The 16284-nt window shown below is 63.0% G+C and carries 15 protein-coding genes; 11 read left to right on the top strand and 4 right to left on the bottom strand.

What is annotated here, in order from left to right:
- A partial coding sequence (locus VFF99_RS20015; RefSeq protein WP_325020687.1) for a putative bifunctional diguanylate cyclase/phosphodiesterase occupies positions 1-1217 on the top strand: 1217 nt, incomplete at its 5' end.
- A gap of 136 nt (positions 1218-1353) precedes the next feature.
- Here the strand turns inward: VFF99_RS20015 and VFF99_RS20010 are convergent.
- Complete coding sequence (locus VFF99_RS20010) at positions 1354-2163, bottom strand: hypothetical protein (RefSeq protein ID WP_414691561.1); 810 nt, start codon at positions 2161-2163, stop codon at positions 1354-1356.
- Positions 2164-2487: 324 nt separating this feature from the next.
- Here VFF99_RS20010 and VFF99_RS20005 point away from each other — a divergent pair, with 324 nt between their 5' ends.
- Genes VFF99_RS20005 through VFF99_RS19985 form a run of 5 tightly spaced genes read left to right on the top strand, consistent with a single transcriptional unit; the run spans position 2488 to position 6516 of the window.
- Complete coding sequence (locus VFF99_RS20005; protein WP_325020686.1) at positions 2488-2649, top strand: periplasmic nitrate reductase, NapE protein; 162 nt, start codon at positions 2488-2490, stop codon at positions 2647-2649.
- 31 nt (positions 2650-2680) lie between these two features.
- Positions 2681-2953 (top strand): chaperone NapD, encoded by a 273-nt coding sequence (locus tag VFF99_RS20000; protein WP_325020685.1) that lies wholly within the window; start codon positions 2681-2683, stop codon positions 2951-2953.
- Positions 2950-5445 carry a nitrate reductase catalytic subunit NapA gene (gene napA, locus VFF99_RS19995; RefSeq protein ID WP_325020684.1) on the top strand — a complete coding sequence of 832 codons (2496 nt, stop codon included), beginning with the start codon at positions 2950-2952 and terminating at the stop codon, positions 5443-5445. The genes VFF99_RS20000 and napA overlap by 4 nt, the downstream gene beginning before the upstream one ends.
- A gap of 9 nt (positions 5446-5454) precedes the next feature.
- Complete coding sequence (locus tag VFF99_RS19990) at positions 5455-5925, top strand: nitrate reductase cytochrome c-type subunit (RefSeq protein ID WP_325020683.1); 471 nt, start codon at positions 5455-5457, stop codon at positions 5923-5925.
- A gap of 9 nt (positions 5926-5934) precedes the next feature.
- The gene (locus tag VFF99_RS19985; protein ID WP_325020682.1) at positions 5935-6516 is read left to right on the top strand and encodes a NapC/NirT family cytochrome c; all 582 of its coding nucleotides are present in this window, start codon (positions 5935-5937) and stop codon (positions 6514-6516) included.
- A gap of 20 nt (positions 6517-6536) precedes the next feature.
- Here the strand turns inward: VFF99_RS19985 and VFF99_RS19980 are convergent, their stop codons facing one another.
- Entirely contained in the window at positions 6537-6983 is a 447-nt protein-coding gene (locus tag VFF99_RS19980; RefSeq protein ID WP_325020681.1) for a hypothetical protein, read from the bottom strand.
- 139 nt (positions 6984-7122) lie between these two features.
- On the opposite strand from VFF99_RS19980, the gene VFF99_RS19975 reads away from it, so the two are divergent.
- From VFF99_RS19975 to VFF99_RS19965, 3 genes are all read left to right on the top strand, one after another.
- Positions 7123-8784, top strand: coding sequence for a long-chain fatty acid--CoA ligase (locus tag VFF99_RS19975; RefSeq protein WP_325020680.1), 1662 nt, complete (start codon positions 7123-7125; stop codon positions 8782-8784).
- A 410-nt stretch (positions 8785-9194) separates the two neighbouring features.
- Complete coding sequence (locus VFF99_RS19970; RefSeq protein ID WP_325020679.1) at positions 9195-9767, top strand: nucleotidyltransferase domain-containing protein; 573 nt, start codon at positions 9195-9197, stop codon at positions 9765-9767.
- Between the two features lie 200 nt (positions 9768-9967).
- On the top strand, positions 9968-10201 hold the full coding sequence (locus VFF99_RS19965; RefSeq protein WP_325020678.1) for a DUF3072 domain-containing protein: 234 nt from the start codon (positions 9968-9970) through the stop codon (positions 10199-10201).
- 106 nt (positions 10202-10307) lie between these two features.
- On the opposite strand, the gene VFF99_RS19960 is transcribed toward VFF99_RS19965, so the two are convergent.
- Positions 10308-11828, bottom strand: coding sequence for a class I adenylate-forming enzyme family protein (locus tag VFF99_RS19960; RefSeq protein WP_325020677.1), 1521 nt, complete (start codon positions 11826-11828; stop codon positions 10308-10310).
- A 150-nt stretch (positions 11829-11978) separates the two neighbouring features.
- On the opposite strand from VFF99_RS19960, the gene VFF99_RS19955 reads away from it, so the two are divergent.
- The gene (locus VFF99_RS19955) at positions 11979-13976 is read left to right on the top strand and encodes an AsmA family protein (RefSeq protein ID WP_325020676.1); all 1998 of its coding nucleotides are present in this window, start codon (positions 11979-11981) and stop codon (positions 13974-13976) included.
- Positions 13977-13979: 3 nt separating this feature from the next.
- Here the strand turns inward: VFF99_RS19955 and VFF99_RS19950 are convergent, their stop codons facing one another.
- Entirely contained in the window at positions 13980-14603 is a 624-nt protein-coding gene (locus VFF99_RS19950; RefSeq protein ID WP_325020675.1) for an HAD hydrolase-like protein, read from the bottom strand.
- A gap of 125 nt (positions 14604-14728) precedes the next feature.
- Here VFF99_RS19950 and VFF99_RS19945 point away from each other — a divergent pair, with 125 nt between their 5' ends.
- Entirely contained in the window at positions 14729-15955 is a 1227-nt protein-coding gene (locus VFF99_RS19945) for a YihY/virulence factor BrkB family protein (protein ID WP_325020674.1), read from the top strand.
- The last annotated feature ends 329 nt before the right edge of the window (positions 15956-16284 follow it).

Genomic DNA, 16284 nt, shown 5'->3' with positions numbered 1-16284 from the left:
TGTTCATCGACCTCGACCGCTTCAAGCAGGTCAACGACCTCCTCGGCCACGACGCAGGCGATGTCTTGCTGAAGGAAGCGGCACAGCGCATCGCCGAATGCGTGCGTGCCTCCGATACGGTGGCGCGGCTGGGCGGCGACGAATTCACCGTCATTCTCACCACGCTCGGACAGCTGGACCACGTGGAGCACCTCGCCCAGAAACTGCTCGATGCGCTGAACCGCCCGTTCCGGCTTAACAAGGAGTCGGCCTACGTTTCGGGCAGCATCGGCGTAGCGCTCTTCCCGGACGACGGCGCGAGCTCCGAGGAGCTGATCCGCAAGGCGGACCAGGCCATGTACGCCGCAAAGCACGCCGGCAAGAACCAGTTCAGCTACTTCACCCGATCGATGGACGAATCGGCGCACCTGCGCCTGCGGCTGGCCCACGAGCTGCGCGGTGCGCTGTCCTCCAACCAGCTGGAAGTGCACTACCAGCCGGTCATCGATTTCAGGAGCGGCCATATCGCCAAGGCCGAAGCCTTGTTGCGCTGGCGGCACCCGAGCATGGGCGCCATCGAACCATCGCGCTTCATTCCGCTGGCCGAAGAATCGGGAATGATCACCGACATCGGCAACTGGGTGTTCAGGGAGGCCGCCCGCTGTTCGCGGCGCTGGAGCGTGCGCCTGGACGCGCCGTTCCAGATCGCCGTGAACAAATCGCCCTTGCAGTTCCTCTCGGACTCGGGCAAGAGCTGGCTGGATTACCTGGAACGCCTGAAGCTGCCGGGCACGGCGATTTCCGTCGAGATCACCGAGGGACTGCTGCTGCACGCGGCGGACAACGTCGCCGATACCTTGCTGCGCTACCGTGACGCCGGCATCCAGGTCGCCATCGATGACTTCGGCACCGGGTATTCGTCGATGAGTTACCTGAAGAAATTCGACATCGATTATTTGAAGATCGACCAGTCCTTCGTCCGCGACATCACCAGCGATGCCACCAACCAGACCATCGCCGAATCGATCATCGTCATGGCCCACAAGCTGGGCCTGAAGGTCATTGCCGAAGGGATCGAAACGCCGGAGCAGCGCGATCTGCTGGCGGCCGCCGGATGCGACTACGGCCAAGGCTACCTGTTCTCGCGAGCGGTGCCGGCCGACGAGTTCGAAGCAATGCTGCACCGCGCCCGCCCGCTGTCAACGGCGTTGGCGCAACAGCGGATGCGTCACCACTAGTGTTGCACGCTGCCAAGTGCGCGTACGCCGCACGATGTTATCCGGCAATTCAGGCTTCCACTGCTGAAAAACTGCGAACCTGTCAACAATTTCCAGTCTAATCCCTTACCTTCCAAGGTCTTTCGTATCCAACCATTCAAGGAGCGAGCATGAAGAAATTACCTATTGCCATCTTTCTGTCGTTGATCGGGACCGCGACGATGACGTATGGACAATCGACAACGACAACGACAACGACCGACCCCTCGAAATCAAGTTCTGCTTCAGGCGCAAGCCCGTCTTCCGGTAGCGTGACGACCACGACGACGGTCGAGCCGCCGAGCAGCAGCGGTTCTTCTTCCGGTAGTTCTGGCAGTTCGACCGGATCGTCCGGTTCGTCCGGATCAGGCAGTGGCATGTCCGGCACCAGCAGCAGCACGTCGCCGTCCAGCGGGACAAGTGGAACTTCGAGCGGAACTTCCTCGTCCGACACCAGTTCCAGCGGCACCCTGACCACCCCGCCGTCCACGACCTCCGGCAGCACCTCCGGATCGTCCAGCACGGACATGTCTACCTCGGGATCGGGTTCCTCGGGTACATCGGGCACGTCGGGCACCTCTGGCACCTCTGGCACGTCGGGTACTTCCGGCACGTCGGGTAGTTCGGGCACCGGCAGCTCGACCTCCGGTACGGGAACGGACACCACTAGCCCGAGCACGTCGGGTAGCGGCACCTCAGGCATGGGCACGTCCGGCAGCGGCACGTCCGGTAGCGGCACTTCGGGCATGGGCACTTCCGGCAGCAGCACTTCCGGCAGCGACACCTCCGGCTCCAGCACTTCCGGCAGCGGTACGTCCGGCAGTGGTACGTCCGGCATGGGCTCCTCGGGCTCGACGGGCACAGGCTCGACCAGCGGATCGACCGACACCAGCGGCACATCGGGAACGGGCACATCGGGAACCGGCACGTCCGGCAGCAGCGGCACCTCGTCCGGCGGCACAAGCGGCAGCGGATCGACAATGCCCTCGCCGTCGGGCTCGACCACCCGCTGATCTCATCCACCGCATCGCTACGGCGGCCGCCTCCGCGGCGACCGCCGCAGCCGCCCGCGTCCCGCCAGGAACGGGCGCTTCATCTTGTTTGCACTTACCCGCCGGCATTCCTCCTCACCGGTTTTGTCCCTGTCAGGGAACCATCGGCAACCCGCACGTATCTATATTGCCAAAATGCCTATTGCAGGGATGGCACGCGACACGGCTGCCTGCTCTGCCACCAAGGAGATCCATGCACGATGGACGATAGACAGCAGCCGGTGACCAAAGCGCAGGAACTGCGCGCCTTCCTCTTCCTGACGATCGTTACCGCGCCTGTCCTCGCGGTCGCCGTCGTCGGCGGATACGGATTCTTCATCTGGATGTACCAGCTCGTCACCGGCTCCCTGCCAAGCGGCTAGGCCACACGCATCCTCCTCAAACACACAGCCCATGAGCCAGGAACTCCACATCGCCGGCATCGTCGTCTTCGCCGATCCCCAACAGCTTGACACCATCACTGCCTGCATCCGTACGGTACCGTCAGCGACAATCCACGCCGCTTCACCCGACGGAAAACTCGTCGTGACGCTGGAAACCGACAGCGCCAGGCGCACGCTCGACTACATGGACGCCATGCGCGCGCTGCCGGGCGTGGCCGATGTCGCCCTCGTCTACCAGCACGCCGAGCCGCTCGACGCTCTCGAACAGGAGATAGAAACATGAAACTCACGCGACGCACCTTCATCAAGCAGACGGCGGCCATGACCGCCGCGACGACCGTCGGCATCCCGCTCGAATCGCTCGGCTCCAACGTCGTCACCGATGCCTCCAAGACCCAGCTCACCTGGAACAAGGCGCCCTGCCGATTCTGCGGGGTGGGATGCGGCGTGAACGTGGGCGTGAAGGATGGCCGGGTGGTGGCAACCCATGGCGACATCAATGCCGAGGTCAACCGCGGCATCAATTGCGTGAAGGGTTATTTCCTGTCCAAGATCATGTACGGCGAAGACCGGCTGACGCGCCCGCTGCTGCGCATGAGCGGCGGGAAGTACGACAAGAACGGCGAGTTCACCCCGGTCTCGTGGGACGTTGCCTTCGACGTGATGGCGCAGCAGTTCAAGAAGGCTCTGCGCGAAAAGGGGCCGACCGGCATCGGCATGTTCGGCTCCGGCCAGTGGACGGTATGGGAGGGGTATGCCGCGGCCAAGATGTTCAAGGCGGGCTTCCGCTCCAACAATATCGACCCCAATGCACGGCATTGCATGGCGTCGGCCGTGGCAGGTTTCATGCGCACCTTCGGCATGGACGAGCCGATGGGCTGCTATGAAGACATCGAAAACGCCGACGCCTTCGTGCTGTGGGGCTCGAACATGTCGGAGATGCACCCGATCCTGTGGACGCGGGTGTCCGACCGGCGCCTGTCCGCGCCGCATGTGAAGGTCGCGGTGCTGTCGACCTACGAGCACCGCAGCTTCGAGCTGTCCGACCTGTCGATGATCTTCCGCCCGCAGACCGACCTTGCGATCCTGAACTACATCGCCAACCACATTATCCGCACCAACCGCGTCAACCGCGACTTCGTCAACAAGCACACCCGCTTCGTGCTGGGCAACACCGACATCGGCTACGGGCTGCGGCCCGACCATCCGCTGCAGAAAGCGGCGAAGAACGTGGCCGAGGCCGGCGGCGGCAAGCCAATCACTTTCGAGGAATTCGCGAAGTTCGTCAGCACCTACGACATCGACTCCGTCTCCAAGCTCTCGGGCGTGCCGAAAGACCGCCTGCAGCAGCTGGCCGAAATGTATGCCGACCCCAAGGTGAAGGTGATGTCCTTCTTCACCATGGGCTTCAACCAGCATACGCGCGGGACGTGGTGCAGCAACCTGCTCTACAACCTGCACCTCCTGACCGGCAAGATTTCCACGCCGGGCAACAGCCCGTTCTCGCTGACCGGCCAACCTTCCGCCTGCGGCACCGCGCGCGAGGTCGGCACCTTCTCGCATCGCCTGCCGGCCGACATGCTGGTGGTCAATCCCAAGCACCGCGAGATCGCGGAAAAGATCTGGCAGCTGCCGCCGGGGACGATCCCCGACAAGCCGGGTTACCACGCTGTCGTGCAGAGCCGCATGCTCAAGGACGGCAAGCTGGGCGCCTACTGGACCATGGTCACCAACAATGTGCAGGCCGGCCCGAATGTGATGGGCGAAATCCTGCCGGGCTTCCGCAATCCGAACGCCTTTGTGGTGGTCTCGGATGTCTACCCCACTGCAAGCACTGTCGCAGCCGACCTGATCCTGCCGGCGGCAATGTGGGTGGAAAAGGAAGGCGCCTACGGCAACGCCGAGCGGCGCACGCAGTTCTGGCACCAGCTGGTCAATGCCCCCGGCGAGGCGCGTTCCGACCTGTGGCAGCTCGCCGAATTCTCCAAGCGCTTCAAGATGGAGGAAGTGTGGCCGAAGGAATTGCTGGACAAGGCACCGCAATGGCGCGGCAAGACGATGTTCGACCTGATTTTCCGGAACGGCGAGGTGGACAAGTTCCCGGTCGCGCAGATCGAGGCCGGCTATGCGAATGATGAAGCGAAGGCCTTCGGTTTCTACATGCAGAAAGGCTTGTTCGAAGAGTATGCGCAGTTCGGCCGCGGGCACGGCCACGACCTTGCCCCCTTCGACGTCTACCACAAGGAGCGCGGCCTGCGCTGGCCGGTGGTGAACGGCAAGGAGACGAAGTGGCGGTACCGCGAGGGAACCGATCCCTACGTGAAGGCCGGCGAAGGCTTCAATTTCTACGGCATGCCCGACGGGAAGGCGGTGATCTTCGCCCTGCCCTATGAAAAGGCGGCCGAGGAACCGGACAAGGAATATCCGTACTGGCTGTCCACCGGCCGGGTGCTGGAGCACTGGCATACCGGCACCATGACACGGCGCGTGCCGGAGCTGTACCGCGCGGTGCCGAACGCGGTCTGCTATATCCACCCGGACGATGCCAAGGCGCTCGGGGCGCGCCGCGGCGACCTGATCGAGATCGCGTCGCGCCGGGGAGCCATCCAGACGCGCGTCGAGACACGCGGGCGCAACCGGCCCCCGCGCGGCCTGGTGTATGTCCCCTTCTTCGACGCCAGCCAGCTGATCAACAAGGTGACGCTGGACGCGACCGACCCGATTTCCTTCCAGACCGACTTCAAGAAGTGCGCGGTCAAGCTGCGCAAGGTATAGGAGGCCTAAATGAGAAAAATACTGATAATGCTTCTGCTGCTCCCCTGCCTTGCCTCGGCGGCCGACTTTTATGACCGCATGCGCGGCAACGTCCCGCTGGACCAGACCACGCAGCCGCCGACGATCGTGAACCCGGACAACAGCGACGTGCGGCGCTCGCGCAACTATGCGATGCAGCCGCCGGTCGTGCCGCACAAGATCGAAGGCTACCAGCTCGACAAGAACGCCAACCGCTGCATGATGTGCCACGCCCGCACGCGCACGCAGGAAAGCCAGGCGCCGATGATCAGCGTCACCCACTTCATGGACCGCGACGGCAATTTCCTGGCCGAGCTGTCGCCGCGGCGCTATTTCTGCCTGCAGTGCCACGTGCCCCAGGCGAACCTGAATCCCCTTGTGAACAACGAGTTCAAGGACGTCGATACGATGCTGAACCAGGCGCCTGCTCCGGCAGGGGCGCCGGCCAGGGCAAAGAAATAAGGGGGGACCATGAAACGCTTGCTCAAGCGCTACTGGGACATCCTGCGCCGTCCCAGCGTCCATCTCAGCTTCGGCTTCCTGACCATCGGCGCCTTCGTGATGGGCATTCTGTTCTGGGGCGGATTCAACACCATCATGGAAGCGACCAACACCGAAAAATTCTGCACCGGCTGCCACGAGATGCGGGACAACGTGTTCGTCGAGCTGCAGAACACCATCCACTACAGCAACCGCAGCGGCGTGCGCGCCGTCTGCTCGGACTGCCACGTGCCGCACAACTGGACCGACAAGATGGCACGCAAGATGGCGGCCTCGAAGGAAGTGTGGGGCAAGATCTTCGGCACCATCGATACGCGCGAGAAGTTCGAGGCGCACCGCCTGCAACTGGCCAACAACGAATGGAAAAGGCTGAAGGCGAACAACTCCCTGGAATGCCGCAACTGTCACCAGTTCGAGTCGATGGATTTCACCAAGCAGAGCAAGCGCGCGGTCGACGCGCATTCAACCCAGCTGGCGCGCGGCGAAAAGACTTGCATCGACTGCCACAAGGGCATCGCGCATACGCTGCCCGATATGGCGGGCGTGCGCTGACGCCCGCCGCCAGCATAGCGCTACTTGCTGCCTCCGGCGTCGGTCGAACCGCCGGAGGGTTGCTGCGCCGGTCCGCCCGACGCCGAACTCCCCTGCTGCATTCCACCCGAAGCCCCCGAAGTAGCCGGCGGGTCGTCGGTCGTCCCCGAACTGGTGCCCGTGCCCGTGGCGCCGCCGGTGCTGCCCACGCCGGTCCAGCGGCGTGAGGTGTCGTGGTCGGACGTCGAGGCGTTGCTCGAAGGGCCGCGCACGTTGGAATCGAGCGCCTTGTTGCCCTCGGTGGTCGGCACCGTACCGCTGGCCGCGCTGCCGGATGTGCCCGAGGTTCCGGAAGCTCCGCTCGATTGCTGCACTGTCCCCGATGCCGTGCTGTCGCCGCTGCTCGCCGGCGCAGCCGTTGACTGGGCAAACACGAAACCCGATGCCGCCAGCAAGGACGCCGGGATGATGATCGAAATCCTGCTCATGCTATCTCCTGGTCGGTTCAATATGCTGTTAGACCCGCAACCTGCCCCGGGTTCTTGATATCAGGTTTACACTGGCCCACCCTCCTGCTAGGATCATCGTTCATTTCAGAACTTGATTCTGCATAGCGGAATTCCGACCATGTCAGACCGCCATTTCGCCCACTGGCCCGCCGGCCATGCGCGCACCCTCACCGCGCCCCGGACCAACCTCTACTACAACGTCGAGGTGTCAGCCACGCGCTGGCCGGACAAACCGTACATCCAGTATTACGACACGCCGATCACCTTCGCGGAATTCCGCGACGAGACCGAGCGCATCGCTGGCTGGCTCGAGCAGGAATGCAAGGTCAGGAAGGGAGACCGGGTGCTGCTCTACATGCAGAACAGCCCGCAGTTCGTGCTGGCCTACTACGGCATCCTGCGCGCCAACGCGGTCGTCGTGCCGGTCAACCCGATGAACCTGACAGGCGAACTGCGTCATTACGTCAAGGACACCGCCGCGCGCGTGGCGATCCTCGCGCAAGACCTGTACCCCCAGATGGCGCCGCTGGCCGGCGACGGCCTGGAACACCTCCTGGTTGCCGCCTATTCCGACTATGTGCGTCGTCCGACCGCACTGCGCCTGCCCGACGTGGTTGCCGCCCCGCGCGAGCCGATCACCGGCCCCGGCGTCACGCTCTGGCACGAGATGCTGGAACGCGGACTGCGCCCCGGCCCGCTCACCGCCGGCCCGGACGACCTGTGCGTGATGCCCTACACCTCCGGCACCACCGGCAATCCGAAGGGCTGCATGCACACCCACCGCGGCGTGATGTTCTCCGTGGCCGCCAGCATGCAGTGGTTCAACACCAACCAGGACGGCGTCATCCTCGCCGTGCTGCCCTTCTTCCACGTCACCGGCATGGTGGGCAGCATGAGCGGCCCGCTGTACCACGGCGCCACAATCGTCCTGCTCACGCGCTGGGACCGCGAAGTGGTGGCCGAATGCGTGCAGCGCTACAAGGTGAAGACCATGCAACTCATCGCGACGATGGTGGTGGACTTGCTCGCCAACCCGCGCATCGCCGAATACGACTTCTCCAGCCTGCACGGCATCCGCGGGGGCGGCGCGGCCATGCCGGAAGCGGTTGCGCAGAAGATGAAAGACCTGCTCGGCGTGCCCTATGTCGAGGGCTACGGCATGTCCGAAACCATCGGCGCGACCCACATCAACCCGGTGCACCGGCCGATGAAACAATGCCTCGGCATCCCGCTCTACAACGTCGACGCGCGCGTGGTCGATCCCGCCGACTTGCGCGAACTGCCGCCCGGCGAAGTGGGCGAAATCCTCGTCCACGCGCCACACGTAATGCAGGGTTACTGGAACAATCCGAAAGCGACCGAAGAGAGCTTCGTCGAGATCGACGGCAAGCGATTCCTGCGCACCGGCGACCTGGCAAAGACTGACGAAGACGGTTACTTCTTCATGGTCGACCGGCTCAAGCGCATGATCAATGCCTCGGGCTTCAAGGTCTGGCCGGCGGAAGTCGAGTCCATGCTGTACCAGCACCCGGCGATCCAGGAAGCCTGCGTGATCGCCGCCCAGGACGCGAAGCGCGGCGAAACCGTGAAGGCGGTGGTCGTGTTGCGCGACGCATTTCGCGGCAAGGTCAGCGAGCAGGAGATCATCGACTGGGCGCATGCCAACATGGCCGCCTACAAGAGCCCCCGCATCGTCCAGTTCGTCGACGCGCTGCCGAAGTCCTCGACCGGGAAGCTGCAGTGGCGCGCATTGCAGGAACGGGAACAGGCCGCGCCTTGACATTGATCGATGTCGATGCACGACGGCATTTTTTCGAGAAATGCCAAATTTTCGGTGTAATATCCGTCCGCTGTACCAAAAAATCCGGTTCAGGATGACGAGTGAGACAGGAGCCCGCGACGCATATGCCTAGCGGGCTTTCTTTTGGCTTTCTTCTTTCCAATGTTGTTATTACGAATATGTATATCTCATATAACAACAATAAAGAAGACAACTATGCTGCGGCGCGATAAAGTAACACCTGTCTCCTCCAACTCTTCTTGAATTGGATTTACCCGCAAACCGAAAGGTCTGCGGGTTTTTTTTTGCCCGTGGCTCCGAACAGCCGTCATAGCAATGCCACCAAGAGTTGCATTCCCCGCTGAATATTCCTATATTAGGTACTATCGTACCTGAATCAGGAATATTTAATGCAACCACTCGATGCGCTTTTCTCACCTCCGGAGCAACGTTTGCTAGCGACCGTACTTACTCATCCCGAAAGGGATTTTGGGACTGTTGAACTGTTGAGCCGCATCGGTAGCAGCCGGAGCGCGGGCAGCAGCTTGCTCAAGCGCTGGCTGGAAGCGGGACTGCTGAAGGAACGGAGAATAGGCAACCAGCGCCGGCTGGCTGCGAATCCGGATTTCCTGCTCTACCCGGAACTGCGGCAAATGGCGATGAAGACCGTCGGACTCGCGCAGCCCCTGGCACGCGCCTTGGCCCCGCTCGGTGGCCAGCTCCGCGAAGCCTTCGTTTTCGGGTCTGTCGCCGTCGGCAGGGACACTAGTGACAGCGATATCGATCTGCTAATCGTGGGGGATGTCGACCTGTTCACCGTCTCACCGTTGCTGGACTCCGTAGAGCAAGAGCTCGGGCGGGCCGTCCACGTGAACATCTACAGCGAGGAGGAATGGTCGTCGAGCGATGACCAGGTACTTCGGTCGATCAAGAACGGTCCCCGTATCGATTTGATGGGAGAGCTGCGTGCCACGGCCGGCTGAGTACGAAAACCTGCTGAGAGTCGGGGCACTCAAAGAAGCCGCTTGCAGCGACGACTCGATCAACATGCTTTCTGCAGCAGACACTCTTCTCCACGGCCGCAAGGGAACGGCTTGACGGCGAGCGCGAAACATTTCGGGAACAAACTGTATAAAAACACAGTCCCTCGTTCATATCCGTCAACCTTCACATGGAGACAGGCATGGACAAGCGAACCCAGGACGACGCGCAGAACAGCAACATGGTGAAAGACCCGAAGGACTGGACCACGGGCGACGAGCCCATGACCGGCGCACAGAAGTCTTACCTCAAGACCCTGTCGGAGGAAGCCGGCGAGCCGATGGATGAAAACCTCACCAAGGCACAGGCATCCGAGCGCATCGACGAGTTGCAGCAACGCACCGGGCGCGGTGCAGAGAGCGGCACAAAGCACTGATCCGCCGCCCCGGTTGCCCACAATTGCTGTGGCCAATTCTGTGGACAACCGGGGATAAGCTTCCTCAAGTCCATGATTCGCAAGGAAAATCTTGCGTTGATGAAAATCAATGCAGCATGGACCGCAGTTCCGTCTTCAACACCTTCCCGTAATTGTTCTTCGGCAGTTGCTGCACGAGTACGTAGCGTTTCGGCCGTTTGAAGCGGGCGATGTGTTCCAGGCAGTGCCGGTCCAGCATGTCCACCGTGAGCGGGGAGCCTGCTTCCGGCACCACGAACGCGACCACGACCTCGCCCCATTCCGGGTCCGGGGCTCCGACCACCGCCGCCTCGCTCACGCCGCGACAGTTCAGCAGCACTTCCTCCACCTCGCGCGGATAAATGTTGGAACCGCCGCTGATGATGAGGTCCTTGCTGCGGTCCTTGAGCGTGAGGAAGCCGTCCTCATCGAGGCAGCCCACGTCGCCGGTGAACAGCCATCCGTCGCGGATCGCGCTTGCGGTGGCCGCCTCGTTGCGCCAGTAGCCGGCCATCACGGTATCGCCCTTGACCAGCACTTCGCCGATCTCGCCCAGCGGCAGCGCGCGCCCGTGTTCGTCGGCAATGCGGACCTGCACCGGCGTCTGCGCCACGCCCACAGAGGCAAGGCGGGCGAGATGGCGCGGGTGGCCGATGTCGGCAAGGTGGCGGCGCGACAGTGCGGTGGCGACCATCGGCGTCTCACCCTGCCCGTAGATCTGAACAAAGCGCGGACCCATGATGCGCAGGGCGCGCTGGATGTCGGCCACGTACATCGGCGCGCCGCCATAGACGATGGTCTTGAAAGAGAGAGCGCACTCCTCGGCGCCCAGCCCCGTCTCTTCCGCGTGATCGACCAGGCGCTTGACGATGGTCGGCGCCGCAAAGGCCGAGAGCGGCCCGAGCGCCCTGCCCAGCGCGAAGAGTTCGGCGGGATCGACACCGCCGGATGACGGAACCACATGCCGCGCGCCGGCCATGAGATACGGAACCGCGTACAGCCCGGCGCCGTGCGACATGGGCGCGCCGTAGACGATCGCCTCGTCCGGCGATACGGCATCGACATCGATGAAATACGTGAGCCCCATGGTCATGAGGTTGCGGTGCGTGATCATCACGCCTTTCGGCCTGCCGGTCGTCCCGCTGGTGTAGAACAGCCATGCGGTATCGTCCGGTGCACGCTCGGCCGGCGGCGTCTCCCCGGCGGCAGGTGCAAGCAGCGCATCGGCCTCCGGCGAATCGATATCGATCTGCCTCTCCAGCCCGGCCAACGGCTCGGGTGCGACGTCGCTCGACACGAATGCCCAGCGCGCCTGCGCATTGTCGATGATCCATTCCACTTCCCGGGTGTGAAGCTTGGCGTTCACCGGCACCACCACCAGCCCGGCCCACCACGCGCCCCACATCACTTCCAGGTAACGCGGATGGTTGCGCATGAACAGCACTACCCGGTCGCCGGGCGCGAGGCCGGCGTCGCGCAAGCGCTGCGCCAGCCCTTCGCTGCGCGCGGCCCACTGGCCGTAACTGGCGTGCATCTGCGTCCCGTCGAAAATGGCGGGCTGCTGCGGCGATTGCAGGGCATGGCGCACGAGAAGATGGGCGAGGCTCATGGAATGTCTCCGGTCGTGTCTGGCGGATTCAGTGTAGTCGTAGCGGCTGCGGATGCCACAGTCTAGCCTTGTTTCGCAGCAAGTGCCGGGCGCTGCGCATGACCTGCCTACATTGATCGAACTGAAATATTCGGACGGAATCAAATCGGCATGAGACGTGGACTGAAAATTGCCGGCATCTCGATCGGCGCCCTCCTTGCCGTCATTGCCTTGCTGCTGGTCATTGCCTCGGCATTCGACTGGAACCGCATCAAGCCGTGGGTCAACGACAAGGTCAGCGAAGCGACCGGCCGCGCCTTCGCCATCAACGGCGACCTGTCCTTCCGTTGGGAACGGCCGCCCGAACAGCAGGTCGGCTGGCGGCGCTTCCTGCCGTGGCCGCACATCCAGGCGCAAGACATCACACTGGGCAATCCCGAATGGGCACGCAGCGGCCCTTACATGGCACGCGTGAAGCAGATCGACACCACGATCAATCCGCTCGCGCTGCTGACCAAAACCATCAGCATCCGCACCCTGGTCATCGACGGCGGGAATGTCGCGCTGGAAAAGAGCAAGGACGACAAGAACAACTGGACCTTCAAGAAAGAGGAAAACGACCAGCCCTCGGCATGGACCTTCGCGCTGCACAGCCTCGCCATCAAGAACGGCAACCTGCGCTACGTCGATCCGGCGAAAAAGGCGGACGCCACGGCGAGCATCGATACGTCGGACGACGGCACGGTCAACTTCAAGCTGGGCGGCATCTTCAATGGAGAAAAGGTGGGCGGCGGCGGCAAGGCCGGCGGGCTGCTGACGCTGATGGAGCGCAACGTGCAATACCCGGTGGAGGCCACGCTCAAGGTCGGCGAGACGACCATCACCGCCGACGGCCGACTCACCGATCCGGCCCATCCGACCGCGCTCGACCTCAAGCTCAAGATTCTCGGCGCCAGCATGGCCGACCTCTTCCCCCTCAGCGGCCTCGTGCTGCCAGAGACACCCAAGTTCTCGACCGAGGGCCGGGTGATCGGCAGCTTCAAGCCGGACGATATCCGGGTGCGCTACGAAAAATTCCAGGGCCGTGTGGGCGAGAGCGACATCGCCGGCACGCTCGAATACCTGCACCGCAAGCCGCGGCCGATGCTGAGTGGCGAAGTGGTGTCCAACCAGTTGCGGCTGACCGACCTGCGCGCACTCGTCGGCACTGACGAGGAAGCGAACAAGGATGATAAAGAGGCGAAGATCCCGCCGGGCAAGGTCTTGCCCGTGTCGCCGTTCAAGACCGACCGCTGGGGCAAGATGGATGTGAAAGTGAAGTTCAGCGGCAAGAAGATCGTCCGCGACAAAGCACTGCCGATCGACAACCTGGAAACGCAGGTGACGATGGACAACGGCGTGCTCGCCCTGGCCCCGCTCAACTTCGGCATCGCCGGCGGGCGGCTGACCACCGAACTGAACATCAACGGTCGCGACAATCCGGCCAAGGCCAAGATGAAGGTCTCCGCGCGCGGCCTGCGGCTCAAGGAAATGTTCCCCAAAGCCGAGTCGATGCAGGCCAGCGTCGGCGAGGTGAACGGCGATGCCAGCCTGAGTGCCGCCGGCAATTCCTTCGCCGCCCTGCTCGGCTCCGCCAATGGCGAAGTGAAATCGCTCATCAGCCAGGGCAGCATCAGCAAATTCGTTCTGGAAGCCGCCGGCCTGAACATCGCCAGCGCCGTTGCTGCCAAGCTGTTCGGCGACCGGCAGGTGGAGCTCAACTGCATGGCCGCGGACTTCGACGTGAAGAGCGGCGTGATGCAGACGCGGCTGTTCGTCATCGATACCGCCGACGCCACCATCACCGCCGACGGCAACGTCAACTTCAAGGAAGAAACCCTGAACCTGACGATCAACCCCGAAAGCAAGGGTGTGCGCATCATTTCCCTGCGCTCGCCGCTCTACGTCGCCGGCACCTTCAAGGAACCGGATTTCGGCGTGAACAAGGGCGTGGTCGCGGCGAAAGCGGCTGCTGCAACAGTGCTCGGCGTGGCTGCCGCGCCCGCAGCCGCCCTGCTCGCGCTGATCAACCCCGGGCCGGCGGAAGACAGCCCCTGCGTGGCGCTGCTGAAAGAAGCCGGCGAGAAGCCGAAAGCGCCGCCGCCGGGAAAGAAGCAGGCCGCGAAGTAAGACTCATGCAATCCGCTTGATTGCCGGCACCTCGTCAAACTCTTCCTCGGGCGCATGCCTGCGCAGCGACTCGATCGTGCCATAACCCCAGGCCACGGCGCCGAAAGCCACGCCTTCCCTGCGCGCCGCCTCGAGGTCGGTCACCTGGTCGCCGATATAGATCGCCCTATGCGCCGGCACCCCGGTCTTGTCGAGCACGTGCCTGATGCGGGACGACTTGCCGAAGATCGACATGCCGCACTCGAAGTGCCGGAACAAGGCGCAATTGGCCGGCCCCAGGATCCGCGCCACGTTGTCCTCGGCATTCGAGGAAATGATGGAGAGCTGTACGCCCGCGCCGGAAAGGTGGCGCAGCATGTCGTCCACCAGTGAGAACAGCGGAATGTCGTGTGCGCTTTCCCGCATGAGGCCGATGAAACTCGCAGCCACCAGAGGCAGCTTCCAGTGCGGCATACCGACGTGCCGCATCATTTCCCGCGCGCTGTAATGGCGCAGCGCCGCCACCTCCTCGGCCTCGATCTTGCGGAAGCGATGGCGCTCGGCGAGCCGGTTAAAGTTGCGCAGGAAGAATGGAAAGGAGTCGGCCAGAGTGCCGTCGAAGTCGAAAATGGCGAGCTGGTATTTCATTGCTTTGGATTGCGGTGCAGCGGGAAAAAGCGCCAATCTAGCATCAACGAGCCCGCCGCGTCGCCACATGGAACAAATACCAACATTGCACCCTCCTAATTCAAAGTCCTTTTCGGGAGAACGCAATGAAGCAGCATCATATCGACCCGGGCGAATTCGTCTCGGGCCTGCTCCAGGTAACGGTCGCGGTACTCTCGCTGCTCGCGCTGCGCGGCCGCAACAAGCGCACGGCACATCGGCCGGCACGGCATGCGCCGGAGCAACCGCAACAGGTATCCGCATCCTACGCAACAGCAGCGATGCCTGCGTCAGGCTTCGACAGCGGCGCGCTCGACCACGAACAGGCGCAGCGCCTGCTGCAGGAAACCGCCCGCAGGGAAGCCGCGCGCAAGAAGAAAGAGGAAGTCGATACGCTGCGCAAGGAGTCCAGGCCGAAGGCGCTCTTCCATGTCGCCATCTCGGCGGCCAAGGAATGGGTTGCCCACCGCGCCGCCAGCAAGGGCGCGGCGCTCGCCCTCTACACCCTGTTCTCGCTGGCGCCGATGCTGGTGCTGGTGGTGACCATCGCCGGTCTCTTCTTCGGCGAAGAAACGGTGCGCGATGCACTCTTGCAGCAGATGTCCGGCCTCATGGGCGAACAAGGCGGCGACGCAGTGCGCACCATCCTTTCCGGGGCGGAGCAGGAAAACAAGGGCCTGCTGGCCGGCCTGATTTCGGCCGCGCTGGTGCTGGTCAGCGCCACCACCGCCTTTGGGGAACTGAAGGACAGCCTGGATGAATTATGGGAAGTCCCGCCGTCGAAGGAATCCGGTATCTGGTCCTTCATCCGGCAGCGCGTGCTTTCCTTCGGCCTGATCCTCGTCATCGCACTGATGCTGCTCATCTCCCTGGCGGTCAGCACCGCATTGACCGCAATGGACAGCGTCTGGCCCGGCGGCGAAGGATCGCCCTTGAAGGTGATCAGCGTGGCGCTCTCGCATCTCGTGTCCTTCGGCATCGTGACCGGCCTGTTCGCCGTGATTTTCAAGTACCTGCCCGGCACCGAGATCGCCTGGAAGGACGTGATCATCGGCGCGCTGATCACCGCCGTACTCTTCATCATCGGCAAGACCCTGATCGGGATTTACGTCGCCAGCGCGGACATCAGCTCCGCCTACGGTGCCGCCGGTTCGGTGGTCATCCTCATTACCTGGGTCTTTTACTCGGCGCAGATCTTCTTCTACGGCTCGCTCTTCACGCATGAATACGCGCTCAAACTCGGCAGCCGCGCCAACGCAACGGATGGCGAAAGCCTGCCCAACAGCAGCACGCCCCCCGGCGTCGAGCGAGGAGAACTGGTACGGGGTCACTAGGATAGAGAACCGTAGGTCTAGAGCGCAGCAAAACCCGCCAAGTGCCTCACGTGACAGTGGAGCGCCGGTGGGTTTCGCTTCGCTCTACCCACCCTTCTATGATGCGTTTGAAGTCAAGTCGTTTTGCAAATTCATCCGTGTCGTTTTTGCGTAGGCCGTCGGCCGTCATGGCCGACGGAACCGGCGTAGTGTTTCTTCATCGGTCGTCTCGCTTCATCGGTTCAAGCTCTCGGTCATCCTTGCGTGAGACTTCGCGTCTCACCACCTTCTATCCGCTGGTCCTTGGCCCAGCCCAATCCTGCATGCGCGTTGCGCGTCGGTGACCTCGA

The organism is Noviherbaspirillum sp., assembly GCF_035654295.1.
In the GTDB taxonomy this organism is placed as follows: domain Bacteria; phylum Pseudomonadota; class Gammaproteobacteria; order Burkholderiales; family Burkholderiaceae_D; genus Noviherbaspirillum.
Note: the sequence above shows the minus strand (reverse complement) of the source record. Positions and strands in the feature narration are given on the sequence as shown.